Annotated in this window: 22 protein-coding genes and 1 pseudogene; 10 read left to right on the forward strand and 13 right to left on the reverse strand. The window is 70.2% G+C overall.

Translation table 11 applies throughout. The annotated features are described in order from the left end of the window. Positions 1-2: 2 nt before the first annotated feature. Genes sufC through CT688_RS08190 form a run of 4 tightly spaced genes read right to left on the reverse strand, consistent with a single transcriptional unit; the run spans position 3 to position 4,228 of the window. Positions 3-773, reverse strand: a complete 771-nt coding sequence (gene sufC, locus CT688_RS08175) for a Fe-S cluster assembly ATPase SufC (RefSeq protein ID WP_107756493.1) — start codon at positions 771-773, stop codon at positions 3-5. Positions 774-828: 55 nt separating this feature from the next. Further along, positions 829-2,037 (reverse strand): Fe-S cluster assembly protein SufD, encoded by a 1,209-nt coding sequence (sufD, locus tag CT688_RS08180; protein ID WP_107756494.1) that lies wholly within the window; start codon positions 2,035-2,037, stop codon positions 829-831. Positions 2,038-2,042: 5 nt separating this feature from the next. Further along, on the reverse strand, positions 2,043-3,500 hold the full coding sequence (gene sufB / locus CT688_RS08185) for a Fe-S cluster assembly protein SufB (RefSeq protein WP_107756495.1): 1,458 nt from the start codon (positions 3,498-3,500) through the stop codon (positions 2,043-2,045). Next, entirely contained in the window at positions 3,497-4,228 is a 732-nt protein-coding gene (locus CT688_RS08190) for a metalloregulator ArsR/SmtB family transcription factor (protein WP_231750591.1), read from the reverse strand. Before CT688_RS08190 ends, sufB begins: the two co-directional genes overlap by 4 nt. 166 nt (positions 4,229-4,394) lie before the next feature. Here CT688_RS08190 and mptB point away from each other — a divergent pair, with 166 nt between their 5' ends. The 4 genes and pseudogenes from mptB to CT688_RS08210 all read left to right on the forward strand — a co-directional run bounded on the left by mptB (position 4,395) and on the right by CT688_RS08210 (position 8,764). Continuing rightward, a complete protein-coding gene (mptB, locus tag CT688_RS08195; RefSeq protein ID WP_107756497.1) occupies positions 4,395-6,008 on the forward strand; it encodes a polyprenol phosphomannose-dependent alpha 1,6 mannosyltransferase MptB in 1,614 nt (537 codons plus the stop codon). Continuing rightward, a complete protein-coding gene (locus CT688_RS08200; protein WP_107756498.1) occupies positions 6,005-6,940 on the forward strand; it encodes an ABC transporter ATP-binding protein in 936 nt (311 codons plus the stop codon). The genes mptB and CT688_RS08200 overlap by 4 nt, the downstream gene beginning before the upstream one ends. Beyond that, positions 6,937-7,728 (forward strand): ABC transporter permease, encoded by a 792-nt coding sequence (locus CT688_RS08205; RefSeq protein WP_107756499.1) that lies wholly within the window; start codon positions 6,937-6,939, stop codon positions 7,726-7,728. The genes CT688_RS08200 and CT688_RS08205 overlap by 4 nt, the downstream gene beginning before the upstream one ends. A 170-nt stretch (positions 7,729-7,898) precedes the next feature. Continuing rightward, positions 7,899-8,764: pseudogene (locus CT688_RS08210) on the forward strand (heme A synthase). Between the two features lie 89 nt (positions 8,765-8,853). Here the strand turns inward: CT688_RS08210 and CT688_RS17710 are convergent. Then, complete coding sequence (locus CT688_RS17710) at positions 8,854-9,597, reverse strand: hypothetical protein (protein WP_234414856.1); 744 nt, start codon at positions 9,595-9,597, stop codon at positions 8,854-8,856. A gap of 218 nt (positions 9,598-9,815) precedes the next feature. Continuing rightward, positions 9,816-10,427, reverse strand: a complete 612-nt coding sequence (locus tag CT688_RS08220; RefSeq protein WP_107756500.1) for a hypothetical protein — start codon at positions 10,425-10,427, stop codon at positions 9,816-9,818. 114 nt (positions 10,428-10,541) lie between these two features. On the opposite strand from CT688_RS08220, the gene CT688_RS08225 reads away from it, so the two are divergent. Beyond that, positions 10,542-11,510: a quinone oxidoreductase gene (locus CT688_RS08225; protein ID WP_107756501.1), complete on the forward strand. Its 969-nt coding sequence runs from the start codon at positions 10,542-10,544 to the stop codon at positions 11,508-11,510. A 27-nt stretch (positions 11,511-11,537) separates the two neighbouring features. Here CT688_RS08225 and CT688_RS08230 read toward each other — a convergent pair whose 3' ends face one another. Further along, positions 11,538-12,569 carry a heme o synthase gene (locus tag CT688_RS08230; protein ID WP_194305681.1) on the reverse strand — a complete coding sequence of 344 codons (1,032 nt, stop codon included), beginning with the start codon at positions 12,567-12,569 and terminating at the stop codon, positions 11,538-11,540. A 160-nt stretch (positions 12,570-12,729) separates the two neighbouring features. Here CT688_RS08230 and tkt point away from each other — a divergent pair, with 160 nt between their 5' ends. The 5 genes from tkt to pgl all read left to right on the forward strand — a co-directional run bounded on the left by tkt (position 12,730) and on the right by pgl (position 19,210). Continuing rightward, the gene (gene tkt, locus CT688_RS08235; protein WP_107756503.1) at positions 12,730-14,841 is read left to right on the forward strand and encodes a transketolase; all 2,112 of its coding nucleotides are present in this window, start codon (positions 12,730-12,732) and stop codon (positions 14,839-14,841) included. After that, positions 14,838-15,944 carry a transaldolase gene (tal, locus tag CT688_RS08240; protein ID WP_107756504.1) on the forward strand — a complete coding sequence of 369 codons (1,107 nt, stop codon included), beginning with the start codon at positions 14,838-14,840 and terminating at the stop codon, positions 15,942-15,944. The genes tkt and tal overlap by 4 nt, the downstream gene beginning before the upstream one ends. 71 nt (positions 15,945-16,015) lie before the next feature. After that, a complete protein-coding gene (zwf, locus tag CT688_RS08245; protein WP_107758091.1) occupies positions 16,016-17,521 on the forward strand; it encodes a glucose-6-phosphate dehydrogenase in 1,506 nt (501 codons plus the stop codon). Continuing rightward, entirely contained in the window at positions 17,518-18,438 is a 921-nt protein-coding gene (locus tag CT688_RS08250) for a glucose-6-phosphate dehydrogenase assembly protein OpcA (protein ID WP_370446343.1), read from the forward strand. The genes zwf and CT688_RS08250 overlap by 4 nt, the downstream gene beginning before the upstream one ends. A 49-nt stretch (positions 18,439-18,487) precedes the next feature. Next, positions 18,488-19,210 carry a 6-phosphogluconolactonase gene (gene pgl, locus CT688_RS08255; protein WP_107756506.1) on the forward strand — a complete coding sequence of 241 codons (723 nt, stop codon included), beginning with the start codon at positions 18,488-18,490 and terminating at the stop codon, positions 19,208-19,210. Between the two features lie 123 nt (positions 19,211-19,333). On the opposite strand, the gene secG is transcribed toward pgl, so the two are convergent. The 6 genes from secG to yvcK form a co-directional block, all read right to left on the reverse strand. After that, complete coding sequence (secG, locus tag CT688_RS08260; protein ID WP_017836820.1) at positions 19,334-19,567, reverse strand: preprotein translocase subunit SecG; 234 nt, start codon at positions 19,565-19,567, stop codon at positions 19,334-19,336. A 99-nt stretch (positions 19,568-19,666) separates the two neighbouring features. Further along, on the reverse strand, positions 19,667-20,452 hold the full coding sequence (gene tpiA, locus CT688_RS08265) for a triose-phosphate isomerase (protein ID WP_107756507.1): 786 nt from the start codon (positions 20,450-20,452) through the stop codon (positions 19,667-19,669). A 29-nt stretch (positions 20,453-20,481) separates the two neighbouring features. Beyond that, a complete protein-coding gene (gene pgk / locus CT688_RS08270) occupies positions 20,482-21,699 on the reverse strand; it encodes a phosphoglycerate kinase (RefSeq protein WP_107756508.1) in 1,218 nt (405 codons plus the stop codon). A 165-nt stretch (positions 21,700-21,864) separates the two neighbouring features. After that, on the reverse strand, positions 21,865-22,881 hold the full coding sequence (gap, locus tag CT688_RS08275; RefSeq protein WP_107756509.1) for a type I glyceraldehyde-3-phosphate dehydrogenase: 1,017 nt from the start codon (positions 22,879-22,881) through the stop codon (positions 21,865-21,867). 117 nt (positions 22,882-22,998) lie between these two features. After that, the gene (gene whiA / locus CT688_RS08280) at positions 22,999-23,982 is read right to left on the reverse strand and encodes a DNA-binding protein WhiA (protein ID WP_107756510.1); all 984 of its coding nucleotides are present in this window, start codon (positions 23,980-23,982) and stop codon (positions 22,999-23,001) included. A gap of 22 nt (positions 23,983-24,004) precedes the next feature. Next, positions 24,005-25,006 carry a uridine diphosphate-N-acetylglucosamine-binding protein YvcK gene (yvcK, locus tag CT688_RS08285; protein WP_107758092.1) on the reverse strand — a complete coding sequence of 334 codons (1,002 nt, stop codon included), beginning with the start codon at positions 25,004-25,006 and terminating at the stop codon, positions 24,005-24,007. Between the last annotated feature and the right edge of the window lie 4 nt (positions 25,007-25,010).

Genomic DNA, 25,010 nt, shown 5'->3' on the forward strand with positions numbered 1-25,010 from the left:
GATCAGGCGTTCGCGGGCGTGAGGTACTTCTCGTACCCCTCTGATTCGAGCTCGTCCGCCAGTTCCGCGCCCCCGGAGGCGGCGATCCGGCCGTCGACGAAGACGTGCACGCGGTCGGGCGTGATGTACCGCAGGATGCGGGTGTAGTGCGTGATGAGGAGGATGCCGCCGTTCTCCTCGGCCTTGTAGCGGTTGACCCCGTCGGACACCACGCGCAGGGCGTCGACGTCCAGGCCGGAGTCGGTCTCGTCGAGCACGGCGATCCTGGGCTTGAGCAGATCCAGCTGGAGGATCTCGTGGCGCTTCTTCTCGCCACCGGAGAAGCCCTCGTTGACGCTTCGCTCGGAGAAGGCCGGGTCGAAGTCGAGGTCGGACATGGCCTCCTTGACCTCCTTGACCCAGTGCCGCAGCTTGGGCGCCTCGCCGCGCACGGCGGTGGCCGCGGTACGGAGGAAGTTGGCGGTCGAGACCCCGGGGATCTCGGTCGGGTACTGCATCGCCAGGAACAGGCCGGCGCGGGCCCGCTCGTCGACCTCCATCGACAGGACGTCCTCCCCGTCGAGGGTGACGGTGCCGCCGGTGACCTCGTACTTGGGATGGCCGGCGATGACGTAGGCCAGAGTCGATTTGCCGGAGCCGTTCGGCCCCATGATGGCGTGGGTCTGCCCGGACTCGATGGTCAGGTCGACACCTTTGAGGATGTCGACGGTCTCGGCCGAGTCGGCGGTCGCCGCGACGCGGGCCGTCAGGCCCTTGATCTCGAGAATGGTCATTGGTGTGCTCGCAATCTTCGTGAAGTCTTCGGGGGTGGTCTCTCGGGCCCGGGGGTCAGATCCCGGATGACTGCAGTTCCAGTTCGACGGCCTCGGCGATCCGCTCACGTACCTCGGGCACCCCGATGCGGTTGATCACCTCGCCGAAGAAGCCCCGGACGACCAGGCGCCGTGCGGTGTCCTCGGGAATCCCCCGGGACATGAGGTAGAACAGGTGCTCCTCGTCGAATCGGCCCACGGCGCTGGCGTGACCGGCGCCGGCGATCTCGCCGGTCTCGATCTCGAGGTTCGGGACGGAATCCGCGCGGGCCCCGTCGGTGAGGACGAGGTTGCGGTTCATCTCGTAGGTGTCCGTACCCTCGGCCGCCGCGCGGATGAGGACCTCGCCGATCCACACGGTGTGGGCGTCGGGCAGGTTCGACGACGCGTCACCCTGCAGGGCGCCCTTGTACAGGACCCGCGACGTGCAATTGGGTACCGCGTGGTCCACCAGCAGACGGTGTTCGATGTGCTGTCCGTCGTCCGCGTAGTACAGACCGTTGACGTTCACCGTGCCCCCGGGGGCCGTGAACGTCGTCAGCGGTGCGATCCTCACGAGCTCGCCGCCGAAGGTCACCGCCGTGTAGGTCAGGGTCGCGTCGCGACCGACCTGCAGGTGGTGGTTGGCCAGGTGCAGCGCGCCGTCGTCCCAGTCCTGGATGAGGACGACCTCGAGGTGCGCCGAGTCGCCGACGACGAACTCGACGTTCTCGGCGATCGTCCCCCCGCCGCGCTGGTCCACCACGAAGGTCGCGTTGGCGAACGGCTCGAGTCGGATCTGGGCGTGGCCGTAGGCCAGCTCCCCCTCCCCCGGGCCGTCGACTGTCACGTACACGGGGTCGTCGAGAACCGTCTCCGTGGCCACTGTCAGCACCGTCGCCTCGGCGACGGAGGTGAAGGCCTGCGCGGCGACGCGGTCGCGGGGTGCCCCGGCCTCGCCGATCCGCTTGTCGTCGGTCCCGACGGTCTCGACCGTCAGTCCGTCACGCCCGGCGACGGAGACCAGCAGGTTCCCGGTGGCGGTCACATTGGTTCCGTCGTGGATCCCGCGGAGCCGCTTGAGCGGGGTGAAGCGCCAGATCTCGTCCTTGTGGCTCGGCACCTCGAACGCGTTCACGTCGAAGGAGGAGAACTGGTCGCCCTTGGTGGCGGTGACGGGGATACCGTAGCGGTCCGTCACCGGGGTGGGGCCGGATCCAGTGGTGGCAGTAGTGGTGTCGGTCATGGCGGTCAGCCCACCGATCCTTCCATCTGGAGTTCGATCAGGCGGTTGAGTTCGAGGGCGTACTCCATGGGGAGCTCCTTGGCGATCGGCTCGACGAATCCGCGCACGATCATGGCCATGGCCTCGTCCTCGGCCAGGCCTCGGCTCATGAGGTAGAAGAGCTGGTCCTGGCTCACCTTGGACACTGTGGCCTCGTGCCCGAGCGTCACGTCGTCCTCACGGATGTCGATGTACGGGTACGTGTCGGACCGGCTGATGTTGTCCACCAGCAGGGCGTCACACTCGACGTTGGACTTGGAGCCCTTCGCGCCGGGGTTGATCTGGATGAGCCCGCGGTAGGCGGATCGGCCACCGCCTCGCGCAACCGACTTGGAGACGATGTTCGAGGACGTGTTGGGGGCCAGGTGAAGCATCTTCGACCCGGTGTCCTGGTGCTGTCCCTCGCCGGCGAACGCCACCGAGAGGACCTCGCCCTTGGCGTGCTCGCCCGTGAGCCACACCGCGGGGTACTTCATGGTCACCTTGGACCCGATGTTGCCGTCGATCCACTCCATGGTGGCGCCCTCCTCGGCCCGGGCGCGCTTGGTGACGAGGTTGTAGACGTTGTTCGACCAGTTCTGGATGGTCGTGTAGCGGCAGCGACCGCCCTTCTTGACCACGATCTCGACGACCGCCGAGTGCAGGGAGTCCGACTTGTAGATCGGCGCCGTGCACCCCTCGACGTAGTGGACGTAGGCGTCCTCGTCCACGATGATCAGCGTCCGCTCGAACTGGCCCATGTTCTCGGTGTTGATCCGGAAGTAGGCCTGCAGCGGGATGTCCACGTGGACGCCCTTGGGCACGTAGATGAACGAGCCACCCGACCACACGGCGGTGTTGAGCGCGGAGAACTTGTTGTCACCGGCCGGGATCACCGAGCCGAAGTACTCCTCGAAATACTCCGGGTGCTCCTTGAGCGCCGTGTCGGTGTCCATGAAGATGACACCCTGGCTCTCCAGGTCCTCCCGGATCTGGTGGTAGACCACCTCGGACTCGTACTGGGCGGCGACGCCCGCGACCAGGCGCTGCTTCTCCGCCTCGGGGATACCGAGCTTGTCGTAGGTGTTCTTGATCTCCTCGGGCAGGTCCTCCCACGAGGTGGCCTGCTTCTCCGTGGAGCGGACGAAGTACTTGATGTTGTCGAAGTCGATCCCCGACAGGTCCGAACCCCAGGCGGGCATGGGCTTCTTGTAGAACGTCGCCAACGCCTTGAGCCGCTTGGCGAGCATCCACTCCGACTCGTTCTTCTTGGTGGAGATGTCACGCACCACGGCCTCCGAGAGGCCACGCTGTGCGGTCGCACCGGCGGAGTCGGAATCGTGCCAACCGTAGTTGTACTGGCCGAGCGAGGCGATCCGCTCCTCGTCGGTGGTCGGCTCGTGCACGGTGACGTCGGCCGTCACCTGATCTGGGGTGATGGTCATCGCACAGTCCTTTCGGGGGTCGGAACCGACGCGTCTGCGTCGGCCGCTGCGGGCATGGTGGCCGCCAGGTCACCGGCGGTCACCATCCCCGTGGGGATGTTCGTGGTGCAGGCGCAGTGTCCGCCGGCGATGGTGGCGAGGCGCTGGACATGGGTGCCCACGATCTCGGACACCACCTCCTGCTCGGCCTCGCACAATTCGGGGAACCGGGACGCGACGTTCCACACCGGACAGTGGTGCTGGCAGATCTGCAGGCCCGCCCCGGCGTCCTCGATGGATGCCGCGTACCCGGATTCGGTCAGGGCCGCGGCGACGTCGGTCGCCGCGCGTTCGACGTCCTCCGGACCGTCCGCGGGGCGGACGTGCCCGACGATCGACCGGACGCGCTGGCGGGCGAAGTCCGCCACGGCGGTGGCCCCGCCGACGCGCCGTAGCGCGGACAGGGCCTCCACGGCGAGATGGTCGTACCCGTGCTGGGCCGAGCTGCGGCCCATCGCGGTGACCCGGAAAGCCTTGGCGGGGCGTCCGCGGGTGCCGGCCGGGCGGGTTCGGGTGGCCTCGACCTGCCCGGACTCGACCAGTTGATCCAGATGGCGGCGGACGCCCGCCGCCGTCAGCCCGAGCTCCTGCCCGATCTCGGCTGCGGTGAGAGCCCCTCGTTCCAGCAGGAGTTCACGGACGGCCGAGCGGGTGTCGGGTCGCGTGCTGTTCTCGTAGACGTGCTGCACGCTCAACTGACTCTCCCTTCCGGCTATGCTCGGTGCGCCCCGTTGGGGACGTACCACGTCATATTACGCAACACCTTCGTGACGGAAATATTCCCACCCCCGCGAACCCGGCGTCGGCGGCCGGGCGGAGTCCTCCGGCACCCACCGTGGAGAGAGGCTGAGGCCAGTGGCACCCAGATTCCCGGTCCGCGGCGCGGGAGTGGTGACGGCCCGGCTGCACACCGAGGAGCGATCCACCGGGACACCACCGTCGGCGGAACTGGCCCGCCTCGGTCGGATCCGCAGGATCGGCACCACCGCCGCCGTCGCCATGTCGGTGGGCGCCCTCGGCGCGGGCGCTCTGCCCGTGCTGCAGAATCCCGTCGCCGGCGAGCGCCTGATCGGGCTGTGGCTCAGGTTGCAGCAGTCCTCCATGACGGTGGTCATGACCGGGATGGTGGTGGTGACACTCTGCTGGCTGCTGCTGGCCCCGTACGTCCTGGGCAGGGATCGCCGGGGACGGTTGAGCGGCCGGATCGACCGTGCCACCCTCGACCGCATCATCGCCTCGTGGGCCCTGCCGCTCGCCCTCGCCCCGCCCATGTTCAGCAAGGACGTCTACAGCTACCTGGCCCAGGGCGCCATCGGCAACACCCTCGACGACCCGTACGAACTGGGCCCCGTGTCGGCGTTGGGAACCTCTCATGCGTTGACCGTCAACGTCCCGGACATCTGGCGGGACACCCCCAATCAGTACGGTCCGCTCTTCCTCGGGGTGCAGAAGGTCATCCACACCCTGACGGGGGACGACGTGGTGGCCGGAACGATCCTGCACCGGGTGGTGGCGATCGTCGGGATACTCATGCTCGGGTGGGCGGTCCCGCGACTGGCCGAGTACTGCGGGGTGTCGGACGTGGCGGCGCTCTGGTTGGCGGTGGCCAATCCCCTCGTCCTGTTCCATCTCGTGTCGGGGATTCACTCCGAGTCCCTCATGATGGGACTGCTGGCCGTCGGGCTCGTCCTGGCCCTGCGCGCCGTGGACTCCCTCGAGTCCGGGCCACGGACCACCGTGCTCTTCATCGTCGGGACCGTCCTTGTCACCGGGTCGGCACTGGTGAAACTTCCCACCGTCGTCGCCCTGGGCTTCGTCGGGATGGCGCTCGCCCGACGGTGGGGTGGCGGCTCCCTCGCCACCGTGCGGGCCGCGCTGGTGATGGTCGTGATCAGCGGTGCCACCACCGGGCTGGCCATGCTGGTCACCTCGTCCGGCCTCGGGTGGATCACCAAGCTCGGGGCGGCCACGTCGCTGCGGAGCTGGCTCTCCCCGCCCACCGCCCTGGGAGTGATCGTCGGCGGGATCGGGCAGTACCTGGGGCTGGGCGACCACACGGCCCAGATCCTGGTGATGGTGCAGACCACGGCGCTCGTGATCGCCGGCGTGGTCACCGTCAGGATGCTGTTCGCCGTCTCCGCGGGGCGGATCGATCCGGTCGGCGGACTCGGGGTGTCGATGGCCGCCATCGTCCTGTGCTTCCCCGTCGTGCAGCCCTGGTACGTCCTGTGGGCCCTGATCCCGCTCGCGGCGTGGGCGTCGAGGGTGGAGTTCCGTGTTCCCGTGGTGGCGGTCAGCGCCGTGCTGGCCTGCTTCACCCTCCCGCCGGGTGCGGGCCTGCCGCCGTTCGTCACCGTCCAGGCATGGGTGGCCACCGTGGTGGCGGTGTCGATCCTGCTGATCGCGATGTTCCGCTGGCCGGGGCTGCTGCGCTCGCGGTCGTCGGAGCGACCTAGAATGCTCCCGTGACCTCACCCACCGACTCCCCCGCGCTACTCGTCGAGGGACTCGTCAAGAGGTTCGGACAGACCACCGCCGTGGCGGGACTGGACCTGCGGCTCGGCCGCGGCGAGGTGATGGCGCTCCTCGGTCCCAACGGAGCCGGCAAGACCACCACGGTCGAGGTCTGCGAAGGGTTCCTGCGGCCGGACGGCGGAACCCTCCGTGTGCTGGGCCTCGACCCCGTCTCCGATCGCCAGCGCGTCCGCAGCCGGATCGGGATGATGCTCCAGGGCGGCGGGGCCTACCCCGCCGCGCGTGTCGGGGAGATGGTCCGTCTGGTCGCCTCCTACTACGCGGACCCCCTCGACCCGGACTGGCTGCTCGAGGAGCTGGGACTCAGCGATCACCTCACCACCCCATACCGGCGCCTGTCCGGTGGCCAGCAACAGCGGCTCTCACTCGCCATCGCGGTGATCGGCCGACCCGAACTGGTGTTCCTCGACGAGCCCACCGCCGGACTCGACGCCCAGTCCCGGCGGGCGGTGTGGGACCTGGTCCGGGCACTGCGTCGGGACGGTGCGGCCGTCCTGCTGACCACACACCTCATGGACGAGGCCGCCGCCCTGGCCGACGAGGTGGTGATCATCGACCACGGTCGCCGAGTGGCTGCCGGGACGCCGACCGAACTCGCCAGGGCGGGGACGTCAGAGGGCGTGACCCTGGTCGTCGACGGCGAGGCCTCGCCGACGCTGCTGAGCCGCGCCCTCGGACCGGACCACACGGTGACCGCGGGCGCCGCGGCCGGGATCCTCGAGGTCCACGGCCCGGTGTCCCCCGCACTCATGACCAGCCTGTGCGCGGCATTGGAGGACTCCGGAGTCCAACTCACCTCCCTGGCCACCCGCTCCAGGAGCCTCGAAGAGGTCTTCCTCGACCTGACCGGACGGGATCTGCGATGACCGACACCCCCACCGGGACCAACCGCTTCGCGCCGGGGACGTTCGCCCGGCCGTCCGCACCCGCCACCCTCCCCCGGATGGCGGCGTCGCAGACCCGCATGGAGTTGACGCTCTTCCTGCGCAACGGCGAGCAACTCCTGGTCGCCCTCGTGATTCCCGTCGCGGTCCTGTTCGCGCTCACCGCGATCGAGTTCGGCTCGATCCCGCAGCCGAGGATCGACTACGCGATCACCGCGGTGTTGACCCTCTCCGTCATGGGTACCGCGTTCACCGGCCAGGCCATCGCCGTGGGGTTCGATCGTCGCTACGGTGCGCTGAAGCGGCTGGGCGGCACCCCCCTCCCGTCCGCCGTCATCATCGTGGGCAAGATACTGGCCACGATGATCCTGGTCGCCGGACAGGCCGTCCTGCTCGGTGTGATCGCGGCCGGCCTCGGCTGGCGCCCCGGGGTCGCGGGTCTGGCGGTGGGCGCGGTGATGATCGCGCTCGGATCGGTGGCCTTCTCCTCGATGGGGCTGCTGCTCGGGGGCACTCTTCGTGCCGAGATCGTGTTGGCGCTGGCCAATCTCATCTGGTTCGTCCTCATAGGCGCGGCCGGCCTGGCCATCGGTGTGGCAACTCTGCCCGACTGGCTCCACGAGGTCCTCCTCGTCGTCCCGTCGTACGCGCTGACCAGCGCGCTGGTCACGTCCATCGACGGAGGGTTCCCCGCCCTGGCGGCCGTGGTGCTGGCCGGGTGGACCGCGGTCTGCGCCGGACTGGCCGTGCGCCACTTCTCCTTCACCTGATCGCGGGGCGGCCGGAGCGCACGCCTAGAATCGGGGGCGTGACCTCGACTTCGCGCGCCCCGAAATCCGGCAGCCCGGCCACGAGCGATCCCCCGGGACCGAGGGGACCGCTGGCCCGTCTGCCGCTCCCGTCGGTCCGGCTGCAGAAGGGCCTCGCACTGGCCAACGTCATGGCGCAGATCGGCATCATGACCACCGGGGTGACCGTGCGGGTGACCGCGTCCGGTCTGGGCTGCGAGACCTGGCCGCGGTGCAACCAGGACAGCTTCGTCCCCGTCGCCGGTGCGGGCCCCGCGCTGCACCAGGCCATCGAGTTCGGCAACAGGCTGCTCACCTTCGTGTTGGTCGCGGTGGCCGCCGCGCTGCTGCTCGCGCTGCTCCGCGCAGGGCGACGCAGCGAGCTCATCTGGCTCGCCCTCGCCATGCCCGCGGGGATCGTGGCGCAGGCGGTGATCGGGGGCATCACCGTCCTGGCGGGCCTGGTGTGGTGGACCGTCGCGCTCCATCTGTTGCCGTCGATGATCCTGGCCTGGCTCGCGGCGATCCTGTTCGTCCGGGTCGGTGAGTCCGACGACTCCCCCGCCCGCCGCGTCCTGCCCCACCGCTGTCCTGGCTCATCGTGCTCTCCGCCGTGCTCCTGGCCGGGGTGCTGGTGACCGGCACCATGGTCACCGGGGCCGGCCCCCACGCCGGTGACGCCCGGATCGGGGCCGCGGACCGCCTCCAGATGCCGATCCAGTGGCTGGTCCACTTCCACGCGGAACTCATGGTCGGGTACGTCTGCCTGCTCATCGGATTGGCGTTCGGCCTCCTCGCACTACGTGCCCAGGGGCCGGCCATCCGGCGTTGCCTGATACTGATCGCCCTGATCGCGGCTCAGGCAGTCGTGGGGATCACCCAGTATCAGTTGGGGGTGCCGGAGATGTTGGTGGTGGTACACGTGACGCTGGCCGGGGCGATCACTGCAGTGACCGGGGCTCTCTGGGCCTCGGCTGTGATCCGGGAGCCCGCGGTGGCCAGCCCGCGGACTGGGTAACCCGACCGAGAGGCCGGCGCGCACCCGCGCCGATGATCGAACGGAGAACGGCCCCGCCGCGGCGGGGCCGTTCTCGTCCTACCGGAGTCTCAGAGCAGGGATCCGGAACCGGCCATCCTCTTCCAGTGGCCGGCAGGCACATCGGTGTGTGAGACCAGTTCCCGCGTCCAGTCCGACCCGGTCAACCCGGGGACCCCGTCCCGCACGGCCTCGGCCTCGGCCAGGGTGTCGACCATGAAGTCGTCCATGACGCCGTCGGCACCCACGAACGTCAGGCGTACGCCCGTCCGTCCGGTGGGCTGGAGGACCAGGTCGGCCTTGCCGCCGTGTCGGGCGAGGAACCTCTCCACGAACTTCACGGCCGCGGGGGGCGGGGTGGGTCCTGCCGGGACTTTCTCGACCGTGATGGGATCGATCTTCTCCGCCGACGCCTTCTGCGCGGCGGCCGCCTCGGGGGACTTGTCGTCGGGAGCCGGTTCGTCCGCCGGGGGTGTCGCGACCGGCTGAGACGCGGCCGGGGCGTCGGCGGGTCGTGACGCGGCGGAGGGTGCCGTGGTCTCCTCGGGCGCCTCGGACGCAGCGGACTTCGTCGCGGGGGCCTCGGTCGCCGTGTCCGCTCGGGGAGCCCCGGATCCGCCACCCAGGGTCAGTCCCGCGGAGCCGCCCCCGGGGGCCTTGGCCTTGGATCCGCCACCGAGCGTGAGACCCCCCTGCTTGCCTCCGCCGGGTGCCTTGGCGCCCGAACCTCCGCCGAGGGTGAGCCCGCCGGACTTCTTCGCCGCTGGCGCCTGCTCGGTGCTCGCCGCCGCTTCCTCGGACGAGTCCTCCGCCACGGCGGCCTTGGCCTCGTCGGTCGTGTCGGCCTTGTCGTCGGCGGGCGCGGGGGCGTCTGGGGACGTCGTGGTGGCGGGCTCGCCCGACGTCGCGGCGTCGGATCCGGCGGATCCGGCAGATCCGACGGAGGCGGCGGCGGCCCCCGCGCCGCCGCCCAGGACCAGCGAGCCGGCGGACTTTCCGCCCGGGGCCTTGGCCGTCGTACGGCCACCGAGCGTCAGGCCGCCCCGGCGGGTGCGGCGGTGCCGCCCTCGGCCGCGGGCTCCGAGACGGTGGGCTCCGAGACGGTGGGCTCCGAGACGGTGGGCTCCGAGATTGTGGACTTCGTGGCCGGGGTCTTCGCCTCGTCATCCGAGGTGTCTGACGCGCCCGCCTCGGGCGCAGAGCCGGCGGCGGGCGCGGGTGCGTCGGCGGGTGCGGCCGAGCTCGCCGGGGCGGGAGTCCCGCTCCCCTCGATCTCCGTGATCCGCGAGCCGTGCAGGGACGATGCGCCGCCGCCCGGGGCCTTGGGGGCGCGGCGTCCCAGGCTCAGTCCGCCGGAGGGAGACCCGGTCGCCTCGGCGGGAACGGTTCCGGAGGCCGCCGGCCCGTCCGGCGGCGAGCTGTCGGCGGTCTCCTGCGCGGCGTCCACTGCGGGTGCGTCCCCGGACTGTGCTGCGGCCTCATCCGCGGCAACAGCCTCGTCGACGGCGGCTGGCGTCTCGTCGACGGCGGCGGGTGCCTGATCTGGTTCCGACACGGCGCCGGACTCGCCGATGGTGACGGCGGACCGACCGGTCGCCCGGGCTCGCGGTCCCCCGGCGTACTGGGAAAGGATCTGCAGGCTCATGGTGGTACCTTATCGCCTCCGCTCCCCTCGACCGCCTGCCGCTCCCGGGGAGCTGCCATATGGCTCGGCGACATCCGGGCTGCGCCGCCCCCGGCCGCCCCGGATACTGGGAGCATGCGTGCGATCCGGATCTCAGAACACGGTGGCCCCGACGTCCTACGGCCGGTCGAGGTTGAGACGCCCTCGCCGGGTCCGGGAGAGGTACTCGTCCGGACCACCGCCGTCGGCGTCAACTTCATCGACACCTATTTCCGGGAGGGCGTCTACCAGGCTTCGTTGCCGTATATCCCGGGAAGCGAAGGGGCCGGGATCGTCGAGTGGGTCGGCGAGGGCACGCCCGACCTCGTGGCCGGGGACCGGGTGGCGTGGTGTCAGATCCCCGGTTCCTACGCCCAGTACGTGGTGGGTCCGGCCGACGCACTGGTCACGGTCCCCGATGAGGTGCCCGACGGTGTCGCCGCGTCGATGCTGCTCCAGGGACTCACGGCCCATTACCTGATCACCGACACCCATCGTGCGCACGGCGGGGACACCGTCTTGATCACCGCCGGCGCCGGAGGGGTGGGTCAGCTCCTCATCCAGATGGCGGTGGCGCGGGGGTACCAGGTGATCACCACCACCTCGACCGAGTCGAAAGCCCAGATCTGCAGGGATCTGGGGGCGCACCGGGTGCTGCTCTATCCGGAGGCCACGCCCGAGAGGATCCGCGAACTGTCCGGCGGTGGTGTGGAGGTGGTGTTCGACGGGGTCGGGCGGGACACCTTCGACACGAGTCTGGCGTCACTCGCGCGACGCGGAACCCTGGTCCTGTTCGGCGCGGCGAGCGGTCCGGTACCCCCGGTGGATCCGCAGCGGCTCAACGCGGCCGGCTCGGTGTTCCTGACCCGACCCTCGCTCGGAGACTTCATCGCGACCACGGAGGAGTACCGCGAACGCGCGGCGGAGGTGATGGAGGGTCTGGTGGGCGGTTCGCTCGTCCTGGAGGTCGGTGCGACCTTCGGGCTCACCGAGGCGGCGCAGGCACACCGCGCCCTGCAGGCCCGGCGCACCACGGGGTCGATCACGCTCGACCCCTCACGGTGACGGGCAGACGACCTCTGCCGGCGACGGTCAGAACAGTGCGAACGCGCCCGACAGGGTCTCGAGGCCCAGAACCGCGTCGACGGACAGGGCCACGAAGACCGCGGCCAGGTAGTTGTTCGACAGGATGAACAGCTTGAGGGGTTTGACCTCGACACCTCGACGGACACCGGCCTCGAGGCGGTGCGCCATCACGATGAACCACACTCCGAAGCCGACCGCGCCCACCGCGTAGATCCACCCCGCTGCGGGGATCAGTGCGAAGGTGCACAGAACGGTGGCCCAGGTGTAGAGGGTGATCCGCCGGGTGACGCCTTCGGCCGACATCACCACCGGCAGCATCGGTACGCCGGCCGCCTTGTAGTCCTCCTTGTACCGCATCGCGAGAGCCCAGGTGTGGGGCGGGGTCCAGAAGAAGATGATGAGGAACAGGACGATCGCCTGCCACCAGTTGTGCGGCTGGCCCTCGGGGAGGTGGTCGGTGATCACCGCCCAGGACACGAGCACGGGCATGCAGCCGGCGGCGCCACCCCACACCACGTTCTGGGCGGTGCGTCGCTTGAGGACCATCGTGTAGACGAAGACGTAGAAGCAGATCGTGGCCAGGATGAACGCGGCGGCCAGCCAGCTCTGCGCCAGGAGACCCAGCCAGAGCATGCTGGACGCGCCGAGCACCAGACCGAAGACCAGCGCGGCTCGTGGGGTCACGGCGTGGCGGGCCAGGGGGCGCCGCTCGGTCCGCTTCATGACCTTGTCGATATCGGCGTCGACCACCATGTTGAGGGTGTTGGCGCTGGCGGCGCCCAGCCACCCGCCGACCAGTGTCAGCAACACGAGTCCTAGGTGGACCTGCCCGCGGTCGGCCTGCAACATCGCGGGGATGGCGGCGACCAGGAGCAACTCGATGACGCGCGGTTTGGTGAGGGCGATGTACGACATCACCACATCGGCTGCGCGGGCGCTCCCGCTCGCCGGAGCCGGCCGCCCCGAGGACTCTGGAGGGGAGACGGACGGCCCCCCACTCCGGGTCGGGGTGGAATCGTGCACCGGAACTCCTCGCAGCAGATGTCAACGCACTACCCGGCCGATACTACGTCCCCCCTGCACGCTCCGCGAAAGAGCGGGGGCGGGGACCGCCCGACCCCGGGCGAGTCTGACCACTAAGGTGGTCCACGACATCCGCGCGGATCCGCGCCGCACCCTCGACCCGGGAGAACCACAAGTGACCAGCGCGTCGGAGATCACCGAGCTCACCACCGCCCGCCACCCGTCGGACTGGACAGAACTGGACACCCGGGCGGTCGACACCGCGCGTGTCCTGGCCGCCGAGGCCGTGCAGAACTGCGGCAGCGGTCACCCGGGCACGGCCATGAGCCTGGCGCCCCTGGCCTACACGCTCTACCAGCGGGTGATGCGCCACGACCCGTCGGACCCTAAGTGGGTGGGGCGGGACCGCTTCGTCCTGTCCTGTGGCCACACGTCGCTCACCCAGTACATCCAGCTGTACCTCGCCGGTTTCGGCCTGGAGCTCGAGGACCTCAAGGCGCTGCGCACCTGGGGCTCCAAGACCCCGGGGCATCCCGAGTGGAACCACACCGACGGGGTGGAGATCACCACCGGGCCGCTCGGTCAGGGTCTGGCCTCCGCCGTGGGCATGGCCATGGCCGCCCGGTACGAGCGGGGCCTGTTCGACCCGGACGCCCCGGCCGGGAAGAGCCCCTTCGACCACTTCGTCTACGTGGTCGCCTCGGACGGCGACGTCCAAGAAGGCGTGACCGCCGAGGCCTGCTCTCTGGCGGGGACCCAGCAGCTCGGGAACCTCATCGCGATCTACGACGACAACAAGATCTCGATCGAGGACGACACCCAGATCGCCTTCACCGAGGACGTGGCCGCCCGCTACGAGGCATACGGCTGGCACGTCCAGACGGTCCACGGTGGTGAGGACATCGAGGCCATCGAGGACGCGATCGCGGACGCGCGCGCGGTCACGGACAAGCCGTCGATCATCGTCCTGCGCACGGTGATCGCCTACCCCGCCCCCACCAAGATGAACACGGGCGCCTCGCACGGTTCGGCGCTCGGACAGGCCGAGGTGGACGCGGTCAAGGAGGCCCTCGGCATGGGTGGCACCGAGCCGTTCACCGTCGACGACGAGGTGATCGCCCACACCCGCGCCGCGCGTGACCGGGGCGCCCGCGTCCACGCGCAGTGGAGCGACATGTTCCACGCGTGGGCCGAGGCGAACCCCGGGGCGAAGGACCTCTTCGACAGGCTCTACTCCGGCCAGCTGCCCGAGGGGTGGGACGCCGACCTCCCGAGGTGGGAGGCCGACCCCAAGGGTGTCGCCACCCGCAAGGCGTCGGCCAAGGCGATCCAGGCGCTCGCCGGGACCCTCCCGGAGCTGTGGGGCGGGTCGGCCGACCTCGCCGGTTCCAACAACACCCAGATCGAGGGGGCCGACTCCTTCGGCCCCCCGTCCATCTCGACCGGGACGTGGACGGCGTCCCCGTACGGTCGCAACCTCCACTTCGGCGTCCGCGAACACGCCATGGGAGCGATCCTCAACGGGATCGCCCTGCACGGCCCGACCCGGCCCTACGGCGGGACCTTCCTCATCTTCAGCGAGTACATGCGTCCCGCCGTCCGGCTCGCCGCCCTCCAGGGCAGCAACGCCTACTACGTCTGGACCCATGATTCGATCGGACTCGGCGAGGACGGCCCCACCCACCAGCCGGTCGAACAACTCGCGGCACTGCGGGCCATTCCCGGGCTGGCCGTCCTGCGTCCGGCGGACGCCAACGAGACGGCGGCCGCGTGGCGCGCGATGCTCGTCGCCCTCGACGGCCCCAAGGGGCTCTGTCTGACCCGGCAGGACATCCCCGTTCTCGAGGGCACGGCGGAGTCGGCCCGGCAGGGTGTGGAACGCGGCGGCTACGTGATCGCCGAGGCATCGACCGGGTCCCCCGAGGTGATCCTCATGGGCACCGGGTCCGAGGTGCACCTGGCGGTCGAGGCGCGGGAGGTCCTCGAGGCGGAGGGCGTCGCGACCCGGGTCGTGTCCATGCCGTGTATCGAGTTCTTCGACCAGCAGGACGCGGAGTACCGCGAGTCGGTCCTCCCCCGCTCGGTCCGCGCCCGGGTGAGTGTGGAGGCCGGGATCGCGATGCCGTGGTACCGCTTCCTCGGCGACGCGGGCAGGGCGGTGTCGCTGGAACACTTCGGTGCCTCCGCCCCTTACCAGACCTTGTACACCGAGTTCGGGATCACCGCCGACGCCGTGGTCACCGCCGCCCGCGAATCCCTCGCGGCCGTCACCGGGGAGTCATCATGACCAACGCCAATCTCGCCGCACTGAGCGCCGCCGGCGTCTCGGTCTGGCTGGACGATCTGTCACGCCAGCTCCTCACCTCCGGGGAGCTCGAGGAGCGGATGTCGACCTACTCGGTCGTGGGAGTCACCACCAATCCCGCGATCTTCCAGGCCGCGCTGGCCGACTCCTCGGCCTACGAGTCCGCGCTCGCCGAGGCGGTCCGGGCGGACAGGGACGTCGATTCCGTCGTGCGCTCGCTCACCACCGCCGATGTGCGGGACGCCTGCGACCTCCTGGCCGGCGTGTTCGAGGCCACCGACGGGGTCGACGGACGCGTCTCGCTGGAGGTCGATCCCCGGCTGGCGGAGGACACCGAGGGCACGGTGGCCCAGGCCGTCGAACTCTCGGACGTGGTCGACCGGCCCAACCTCATGATCAAGATCCCGGCCACCTCGGCGGGGTTGCCCGCGATCACGGAGGTGATCGGGCGAGGGATCGATGTCAACGTGACCCTCATCTTCTCGGCCGACCAGTACCGCGCGGTCGCGGAGGCGTACCTGTCGGGACTGGAGAGAGCTGCCGACGCCGGTCACGATCTGTCCCGCATCCACTCGGTGGCCTCGGTGTTCGTCAGCCGCCTCGACACCGAGATCGACTCCCGCCTGCCCGGCGACTCCCCCTTGCGGGGCACGGCGGGACTCGCCAACGCGCGGTTGTGTCAGGACGTGTACGACGAGGTCTACGCCGCCGACGGTCGGTTCGGCGATCTGGCCGCACGGGGTGCCCGCCCCCAGCGGTTGCTCTGGGCGTCCACCGGGGTCAAGGATCCCGCCTACCCGGACACCCTCTACGTGAGCGGCCTGGTCACCCACGGCACCGTCAACACGATGCCCTTCGCGACGATGGAGGCGTTCGCCGACCACGGCCAGCTGGAGGGGGACACGGTCCGGGGCACCGGAGAGGCGTCCCGGCAGGCCCTCGAGGCGCTGCGCGCGGAGGGGATCGACCTCGACGAGGTCTTCGCGTTGCTCGAGCGGCAGGGCGTGAGCAAGTTCGTCAGCGCGTGGGACGACCTGATCGCCACGGTCACCGCGCGGATCGACGAGATCCCCTCGGGGTCGTGACAGAACCGGCCGGTCGGTCCTCCCCCGCCGTCGGCGACACCGTCGGCGGGCCGGAGGGATCGGCCAACCCGCTGCGCGATCCTCGGGACCGCCGCCTGCCCCGGATCGCCGGCCCGTCCGGTCTGGTCATCTTCGGCGTCACGGGTGACCTCTCCAAGAAGAAGCTCATCCCCGCCGTCTACGACCTCGCGAACCGGGGGCTGCTCCCGCCGGGATTCTGTCTCATCGGCTTCGGTCGACGCCGCTGGACCCACGCCGAGTTCGCCGAATTCGCCCGTGACCACGCGCGGGAGCGGTGCCGTACCCCGTTCCGCGAGGACGTGTGGGAGCGACTGGCGGCGGGACTGCGATTCGTCACCGGGACCTTCGACGACGACGAGGGCTTCGATCACCTCGCGCAGCAGCTGACCGCCCTGGAGTCCGAACGGGGCACGGCCGGGAACTACGCGTTCTATCTGTCCGTCCCCCCCGACGACTTCCCCACGGTCTGTCGGCACCTCGACCGCACCGGGTGCACCAGATCGGTCGACGGCTCGTGGCGCCGCGTGGTGATCGAGAAGCCCTTCGGCCACGATCTGGCGAGTGCTCGCGAGCTCAACGCGGTGGTGGGCGCCGTCTTCCCCGAGGACTCGGTGTTCCGCATCGATCACTATCTGGGCAAGGAGACGGTCCAGAACATCCTCGCCCTGCGCTTCGCCAACCAGCTCTTCGAACCGGTGTGGAACGCCAATCACGTCGACCACGTCCAGATCACGATGGCCGAGGACATCGGACTCGGCGGCCGCGCCGGGTACTACGACGGCATCGGGGCGGCACGCGACGTCATCCAGAACCACCTCATCCAACTCATGGCGCTGGTGGCCATGGAGGAACCCACGGACTTCTCCGCCGCCGCGCTACGGGCGGAGAAGACCAAGGTCCTCGAGTCCACCTCACTCGCGCTCCCGATCTCCGAGACCGCGGCCCGGGGCCAGTACTCCGGCGGCTGGCAGGGCTCCGAGCAGGTGGTGGGGCTCAAGGACGAGGAGGGTTACGATCCGTCCTCGGCCACCGAGACCTACGCCGCGATCACCCTCGAGGTCCACAACAGACGCTGGGCCGGCGTCCCGTTCTACCTGCGCACCGGCAAGCGCCTGGGCCGTCGCGTGACGGAGATCGCGGTGGTCTTCCGCCGCGCGCCGCACCTGCCCTTCGACGCGACCATGACCCAGGAACTCGGGCAGAACGCCCTGGTGATCCGGGTGCAGCCGGACGAGGGCGTGACACTGCGATTCGGCTCCAAGGTGCCCGGGACGGCGATGGAGGTCCGCGATGTCAACATGGACTTCGCGTACGGCGAGGCGTTCACCGAATCGTCCCCCGAGGCCTACGAGCGGCTGATCCTGGACGTCCTGCTGGGTGAGCCGTCGCTCTTCCCGGTCTCGCGGGAGGTGGAGTTGAGCTGGATGCTGCTCGATCCCGTCCTCGACGCGTGGGCTGCCGGGGGTACCCCGGAGCAGTACCAGGCCGGGACGTGGGGCCCGCGTGGTGCCGACGAGATCCTGGCCCGCAGTGGCCGCGCATGGAGGCGACCGTGATCATCGACCTGCCCGACACCTCGACCCGCGAGATCTCCAAGAAGCTCGTGCAGATCCGCGAGGACGCGGGACTGAGCACGATCGGCCGGGTGCTCACGCTCATCGTCCTCACCGATCACGTCGGCGGCAGCGAGTCCGCGATCGAGGCCGCCAACGACGCCAGCCGCGAGCACCCCTGTCGTGTCATCGTCGTGATCCGTGGCAACCGCGCCAGGGCTGACCGGCTCGACGGTCAGATCCGTGTCGGGGGGGATGCGGGGGCGGCCGAGGTCGTGGTGCTCCGGACATCGGGGGCTATGGCGTCGCAGTCGGCCTCGTTGGTCACCCCGCTGCTCCTGCCCGACACCCCGCTCGCGGTGTGGTGGCCCAGGCATTCGCCGACACTGTTGGCGGAGGACAAGGTCGGCCGTCTGGCGCGGCGGCGGATCGTGGACTCCGATGCCGAGGGGCATCCGACGGACGCGCTGGCCAAGCGGGCGGCCGGTTATTCCCCCGGTGACACCGATCTGGCCTGGGCCAGGGTGACGCACTGGCGCTCGCTCCTGGCCGCGACCCTGGACCGCCCCCCGTTCGAGAGGATCACCGGGGCCACGGTGTGTGGGCCCGAGCGGGCCGCGTCCGTGGACCTCGCCGGCGGGTGGCTCGCCTCCCGCCTGGGGATCGACGTCCACCGTGCGGTGGGGCCGCGCATGGTGGTCCTGGAGCGTGCCTCCGGATCGATCGTCATCGAACAGGTGAGCCCCACCTCCGCGGAGCTGCGCATCACCGGCCAGGCCCCCACACGGGTGACACTGGTGAAGCGGAGCGTGGCGGACTGCCTCGCCGAGGAGCTCCGCCGCATGGACACCGACGGTGTGTACGCCGACGCCCTGGCGAGCCACGATCGGGTGATCTACACCTCGGCATCCGTGCGCTGAGCAGGGCCCGGGTCCCGGTACACCGAGAACCACGACGTCAGGAGAACCGATGACGAACCTCACCCACGTTGTCCACCCCGATTCGGAGGCGCTGGCCTCGGCGGCGGCCCGGGCCGCCGCGGAGCTCCTCTCGGCGCGTATCGCCGCCGCCGGCCGGGCCACCCTGTCCCTCACCGGGGGGTCGGTCGGGATCACGACCGCGGCCGCCCTCGCCGGGGAGACCGTGGACTGGGACCGGGTCACGATCTACTTCGGGGACGAGCGCTTCGTTCCCGCCGACCACCCGGAACGTAACGACGGGCAGCTGGACGAGGCCCTGCTCGACTCACTGGGGGACCGTCCCACGGTGCACCGCTGGCCCGCCCGGACCGACCAGGAGGACGATGTCGACGCCGCCGCCGCCCGCTTCCTCGAGGCACTCGACGTCCCCGACGGAGAACAGCCGATCTTCGACGTGACCATTCTGGGAATGGGTCCGGAGGGCCACGTCGACTCGATCTTCCCGCACACCCCCGCGGTCGCCGAGACTGAGCGGTTGGTCGTCGGGGTCCGTGACTGCCCCAAGCCTCCTCCCGAGCGGCTGACGTTCACCCTCCCCGCGGTTCGCCGCTCGCGGCACGTGCTGGTGATCGCCGCGGGAGAGGGCAAGGCGGAGGCCGTCGCGAAGGGGCTCGGCGGCGCGTCACCGTCGGACTGGCCGGTGGCCGGCGCGGTGGGTGCCGAGTCCACGACCTATCACCTGGACGAGGGCGCGGCGTCGGCCCTGGACTGATCCTCGGGTTCCAGCGACGACCGGGCTCAGCGACGATCGGGCTCAGCGACGACGGGGTGCGCTCCTCCTCGTGGAGGGCGCACCCCGTGTGGCCGCGCCGTGTGGCGCGCGGGTCGGACGACGTCAGCCGAAGCGGACTAGGAGACCGACCGCGACGATCGCGATGAGCCAGAGGATGGCGACGACCACGGTCACGCGGTCGAGGTTGCGCTCCACCACGCTCGACCCGGAGAGGCTGGACTGGACCCCGCCGCCGAACAGCGAGGACAGGCCGCCTCCCTTACCGCGGTGCAGCAGGATGAACAGCATCAACAGCAGGCTGGTGGCGAGGAGGAAGATGTCCAGGGCGAGCTTCATGTACGGATCGGGCCTTACGTCGGTTCGGGGTGGTCGGAGGACGACTGGTCCAGACTACCCGCTGGCATCTCCAGGGTGAATCCGGGCGCGCCGCCGGGCTCAGGGCAGCGGGCCGCCCGCGGCGATGGCGGACAACTGGGCGAACTCGTCGGGCTTGAGCGACGACCCGCCCACGAGACCGCCGTCGACGTCGGGCTGCTCGAGGAGCTCACCGACGGTGGAGGCGTTGACGCTGCCGCCGTAGAGCACACGCATCTGATCCGCGGTCCCGGGATCGGACAGCTCGGCCAGTGCCGCGCGGATGGCCGCGCAGACCTCCTGCGCGTCCTCGGCCGAGGCGGTCTTGCCCGTCCCGATGGCCCACACGGGTTCGTAGGCGATGACGGTGGAGGCGAGCTGCTCGGTGCTCAGGCCCGCCAGTGATCCCTTGAGCTGCTCCACGACCACGCCGACATGGTCGCCGGCCTCGCGGATCTCCAGCTTCTCCCCCACGCAGACGATCGGGCTCAGGCCGTGCCTGTGGCACGCGGCGGCCTTGGCGGCCACCAACTCGTCGGTCTCGGAATGGTACTCGCGCCGCTCGGAGTGCCCCACCACGACGTAGGTGCACCCCAGCTTCGCGAGCATCCCCGCCGAGATCTCACCGGTGTACGCGCCGGACTCGTGGACCGACACGTCCTGTGCACCGTAGGCGAATCCGAGCTTGTCCCCCTCGATGACGATCTGGACGCCGCGGATGTCGGTGAACGGGGGGATGAAGGCCACCTCCACCTTCTCGAGGTACTTCTCGGGCAGGGCGAAGGCCACCTTCTGGACGAGGGCGATCGCCTCGAGGTGGTTGAGATTCATCTTCCAGTTTCCGGCGATGAGCGGGGTGCGTGCCATGTTCTCTCCTGTGCGTAGGCGGTAGCGGATCAGTTGCTGCGTTCGAGGGCGGTGACCCCCGGGAGCTCCTTGCCCTCGAGATACTCGAGTGAGGCCCCGCCCCCTGTCGAGATGTGGGAGAAGTTCTCCTCGCCGAGTCCGAGTGTCCGGACGGCCGCGGCGGAGTCGCCGCCCCCCACCACGGAGAACGCACCGTCACGGGTGGCGGCGATGATCGCCTCGGCGACGCCCCGGGTGCCGGCCGAGAACGCCTCGAACTCGAACACCCCCATCGGGCCGTTCCAGAAGATGGTCTTGGCGGCGGACAGCTTCTCGGTGAACAGGGCCACGGACGCCGGTCCGATGTCGAGTCCCATCGTGCCGTCGGGGATCGCGTCGGTCGGCACCGTGGTGTGCCCGGCGTCGGCGGCGAACCCGTCGGCCGCCACCACGTCGACCGGCAGGGTGATCACGTCGGCGAACCTGTCGAGCAGGTCCTTGCAGGTGTCGATCATCTCCTCCTGGAGGAGAGAGGATCCGACGCCGTGCCCCTGGGCGGCGAGGAAGGTGAAGCACATGCCGCCACCGATGACCAGCGTGTCGACCTTGGGGGCGAGCGCCTCGATCACCGCGAGCTTGTCCGAGACCTTGGACCCGCCGAGGACCACGGCGTAGGGGCGCGCGGTGTCGCCCGTCAGGCCGGCGAGGACCTCGACCTCGCTCTGCACCAGATCACCGGCGTAGGCGGGGAGGACCTCGGCGATGTCACAGACCGAGGCCTGCGCGCGATGGACCACACCGAACCCGTTGGAGACGAACGCCCCGTCCTCGCCGACGAGGCTCGCCAGGTCCGCCGCCAGCGCGGCACGCTCCGCGGGGTCCTTGCTGGTCTCCCGCGGGTCGAAGCGGATGTTCTCGATCAGGAGCACGTCGCCGTCGGTCAGTCCGTTGGCGCGCTCACGGGCATCGGGGCCCACCACGTCACCTGCCAGCTGAACGTATCGACCGAGCTCCTCGCCCAGCTTCTCCGCGACAGGGGCCAGGGAGAGCGCGGGATCCGGCTCACCCTTCGGCCGACCGAGGTGAGCCGTGATCACCAGCGCGGCACCGGCGTCGAGCAACGCGTTCAGAGTGGGCAGTGAGGCCGATATGCGGCCGGAGTCGGTGATGGTCGATCCGTCGAGCGGGACGTTGAGGTCGCAGCGGACGAGGATCTTGCGACCTTCGACGCCGGTGTCCAGCAGGTCGTGGAGGGTGCGCACTGCCATGGGGTGGGGCTCCTGTCGGGTGGACGGTGATGGTGTGGTCCGGATGCGGTGGCGCGGTCCGGAAGCGGTGGTGAGGACTCATGTACAGCGGGCCCGGCCGGGGGACGCTCTGGGCGTTCCCGGACCGGGCCCGGTGTGGTGCTGGGTCGTCAGGCCCGAGGGCTCTTACAGCGACTTGCCGACCAGGCCGACGAGGTCGGCGAGGCGGTTGGAGTAGCCCCACTCGTTGTCGTACCAGGAGGCGATCTTGATCTGACCGTCGATGGCCTTGGTCAACTGGGCGTCGAAGATCGAGGAGTGCGGGTCGGTCACGATGTCCGACGAGACGATCGGGTCCTCGGTGTACTTGAGGATCCCCTTCATCGGGCCCTCGGCGGCCGCCTTGATCGCGGCGTTGACCTCCTCGACGGAGGCCTTCTTCTCGAGCTCGACGGTGAGGTCGGTGAGCGAGCCGGTGGGCAGCGGGACCCGCACGGCGTACCCGTCGAACTTGCCCTTGAGCTCGGGCAGGACGAGCGAGACGGCCTTGGCGGCGCCCGTGGAGGTGGGCACCATGTTGATCCCGGCGGCACGGGCACGACGCGGGTCCTTGTGGGGGGCGTCCTGGAGGTTCTGGTCCTGGGTGTAGGCGTGGATCGTGGTCATGAGTCCCTTGACGATCCCGAACTCGTCGGACAGGACCTTGGCCACCGGCGCGAGACAGTTGGTCGTGCAGGACGCGTTGGAGATGATCGTCTGCGAGCCGTCGTACTGGTCGTCGTTGACACCCATGACGATCGTGATGTCCTCGCCCGAGGCCGGAGCGGAGATGATGACCTTCTTCGCGCCGCCCTCGAGGTGACCGCGGGCCTTCTCGGCGGAGGTGAAGATGCCGGTGGACTCCACCACGACGTCGACGTCGTAGTCGCCCCACGGCACGGCGGAGGGGCCTTCCTTGACCGCGAGCGCGCCCATCCTGGCCCCACCGACCGTGATGGATTCGTCGTCGAACGTCACGTCCTTGCCGAGGCGACCGAGGATGGAGTCGTACTTGAGCAGATGAGCGAGCATGTCGTTCGTGGTGAGGTCGTTGACGGCCACGATCTCGATATCCGTCTTGCCCTCGGCCTTCAGCGCCTCCACCGCGCGGTAGAAGTTGCGGCCGATACGTCCGAATCCGTTGATGCCTACGCGCACGGTCACGTGATGTCTCCTTATAGGTGGTGCGAGAAAGAACCTCGAGGGGCGCCGGTGGTGCCCGGGGCGTGACCCAGACTACCCGCCCCAGGTGGGGGCTGTGCAGGGTCCACAGGCCGCGGATCAGTCTTCGTCGAGCATGTCCTCGGTCACGACGGATTCGGTGTCCGGGATACCCAGATCGGCCGCTTTGCGGTCGGCCATGGACAACAGACGGCGGATCCGACCGGCCACCGCGTCCTTGGTCATCGGGGGGTCGGCGAGCTGGCCCAGTTCCTCGAGGGAGGACTGACGGTGTTGGACGCGCAGCTCGCCCGCGGCCAGCAGGTGGTCGGGCACGTCCTCGGCCAGGATCTCGAGCGCTCGCTGGACGCGGGCGGCCGCCGCGACCGCTGCCCGGGCCGACCTGCGGAGATTGGCGTCGTCGAAGTTGGCGAGTCGGTTGGCGGTCGCCCGTACCTCTCCGCGGGACCGCCGCTCCTCCCAGATGTCCCTGGTCGCGGACGCCCCCATCCGCGCGAGCAGGATGCCGATCGCCTCCCCGTCGCGGATCACGACCCGGTCACCACCACGGACCTCGCGGGCCTTGGCCGCCACCCCGAGGCGACGCGCCGCGCCCACCAGGGCCATCGCGGCCTCCGCTCCGGGCGCGGTCACCTCCAACGCCGACGACCGCCCGGGTTTGGTGAGGGAACCGTGGGCGAGGAACGCCCCCCGCCACGAAGCCTCCGCCGCCGCCACGGATCCCCCGACGACGGCGGCGGGCAATCCCCTGACGGTGCGGCCGGCGGCGTCGACCAGTCCGAGTTGGCGGGTCAGGTCCGCTCCCCGGTCGATCACCCGGAGGACGAACTTCCGGGCCGGCTTGCCGCCGCTTCCCCCGATCGGGTGGATCTCGCAGGGCACGGAGAACAGCGAGTCGAGTTCGCCGGACAGTCGCTCGGCGATCTCGCCCGAATCGACCTCCGCCTCGATCACGAGGCGGCCCGAGAGGACCTGGAGGGTGCCCGCGAAACGCAGGAGTGAGGCGATCTCCGCCTTCCTGGTCTCCGCGTTCCCCACCGGGACTCTCACCAGTTCGGACTTGACCTGCGCGGTCAGTGACACGCCCTGCTCCTTCGTTCTCCGGTCATCCGTCGGCCCCCGCCGTCACCGTGGCGGCGAGCGCCCGGGCGAGCAGAGCGGGGTCGTGCACGGGCTTCATCGTCCCATCCGGTGCTGTCCGGGCGATGTCCGCCACCATGACCCGCGCCCCCAGACCCGCCGCCGCCCGGTCGAGGTGTTCACGTTCGGTGTCGCTCAGTGGCATCCGCGGGTCCACCAGCACCACGTCCACGTCGACCGCGGGAGCGTGCTGGCGCAACACGTGGAGATGCTGCTCCGCGGAGAACCCGGCGGTCTCACCGACCTGCGGCGCCAGGTTGAGCACGAGCGCCCTGGTCGCGGACGTGCGGGCCAACGCGGAGGCGATGTCCGGGACCAACACGTTCGGTATGACGCTCGTGAACCACGAGCCCGGTCCCAGCACGACCATGTCCGCCGCCTCGATCGCCTCCACGACGCCGTCCGCCACGGGCGGGTCGGCGGGGATGAGCCGCACCCGGCGCACACTGCCGGGCGTGGTGGCCACCGCGACCTGGCCGATGATCGTGCGCACCACGCGGGGATCGGCTTCCAGTCCGACGACCTCCGCGGCGATGTCCAGGGCGACCGGCGACATGGGGAGCACCCGTCCGGTCACCCCGAGCATCGCCCCGACGGCGTCGAGCGCCTCGACGGGGTCCCCGAGCAGTTCCCAGAATCCGGCGAAGACGAGGTTGCCCACGGCGTGTCCCGCCAGCGCCCCGGTCCCCCCGTAGCGGTGCTGGAACAGACTGGTCAGCTGAGCGTGCTCGTCGTCATCGGCCGCGAGTGCGCACAGCGCCATCCGGAGGTCGCCGGGCGGCAGGATGTCGAGTTCGCGACGGAGTCGCCCGGAGGACCCACCGTCGTCCGCCACGGTCACCACCGCGGTCACGTGCTCGGCGACCATACGCCCGGCGCGGAGGGTGGCGGACAACCCGTGGCCCCCGCCCAGGGCAACGAGCGACCCCAGCCGATCCGGCGCCCCCGCCGTGCTCTGACGTGTCATCCGA

Origin of the sequence: Dietzia sp. JS16-p6b (assembly GCF_003052165.1) — a bacterium.
Classification (GTDB): domain Bacteria; phylum Actinomycetota; class Actinomycetes; order Mycobacteriales; family Mycobacteriaceae; genus Dietzia.

Excerpts from the sequence above, each read along its gene's own strand:
- sufC (WP_107756493.1), bottom strand. The coding sequence starts at position 773 with ATGACCATTCTCGAGATCAAGGGCCTGACGGCCCGCGTCGCGGCGACC.
- sufD (WP_107756494.1), bottom strand. The coding sequence starts at position 2,037 with ATGACCGACACCACTACTGCCACCACTGGATCCGGCCCCACCCCGGTG.
- sufB (WP_107756495.1), bottom strand. The coding sequence starts at position 3,500 with ATGACCATCACCCCAGATCAGGTGACGGCCGACGTCACCGTGCACGAG.
- CT688_RS08205 (WP_107756499.1), top strand. The coding sequence starts at position 6,937 with ATGACCGACACCCCCACCGGGACCAACCGCTTCGCGCCGGGGACGTTC.
- CT688_RS08220 (WP_107756500.1), bottom strand. The coding sequence starts at position 10,427 with ATGAGCCTGCAGATCCTTTCCCAGTACGCCGGGGGACCGCGAGCCCGG.
- CT688_RS08225 (WP_107756501.1), top strand. The coding sequence starts at position 10,542 with ATGCGTGCGATCCGGATCTCAGAACACGGTGGCCCCGACGTCCTACGG.
- tal (WP_107756504.1), top strand. The coding sequence starts at position 14,838 with ATGACCAACGCCAATCTCGCCGCACTGAGCGCCGCCGGCGTCTCGGTC.
- pgl (WP_107756506.1), top strand. The coding sequence starts at position 18,488 with ATGACGAACCTCACCCACGTTGTCCACCCCGATTCGGAGGCGCTGGCC.
- secG (WP_017836820.1), bottom strand. The coding sequence starts at position 19,567 with ATGAAGCTCGCCCTGGACATCTTCCTCCTCGCCACCAGCCTGCTGTTG.
- tpiA (WP_107756507.1), bottom strand. The coding sequence starts at position 20,452 with ATGGCACGCACCCCGCTCATCGCCGGAAACTGGAAGATGAATCTCAAC.
- pgk (WP_107756508.1), bottom strand. The coding sequence starts at position 21,699 with ATGGCAGTGCGCACCCTCCACGACCTGCTGGACACCGGCGTCGAAGGT.
- yvcK (WP_107758092.1), bottom strand. The coding sequence starts at position 25,006 with ATGACACGTCAGAGCACGGCGGGGGCGCCGGATCGGCTGGGGTCGCTC.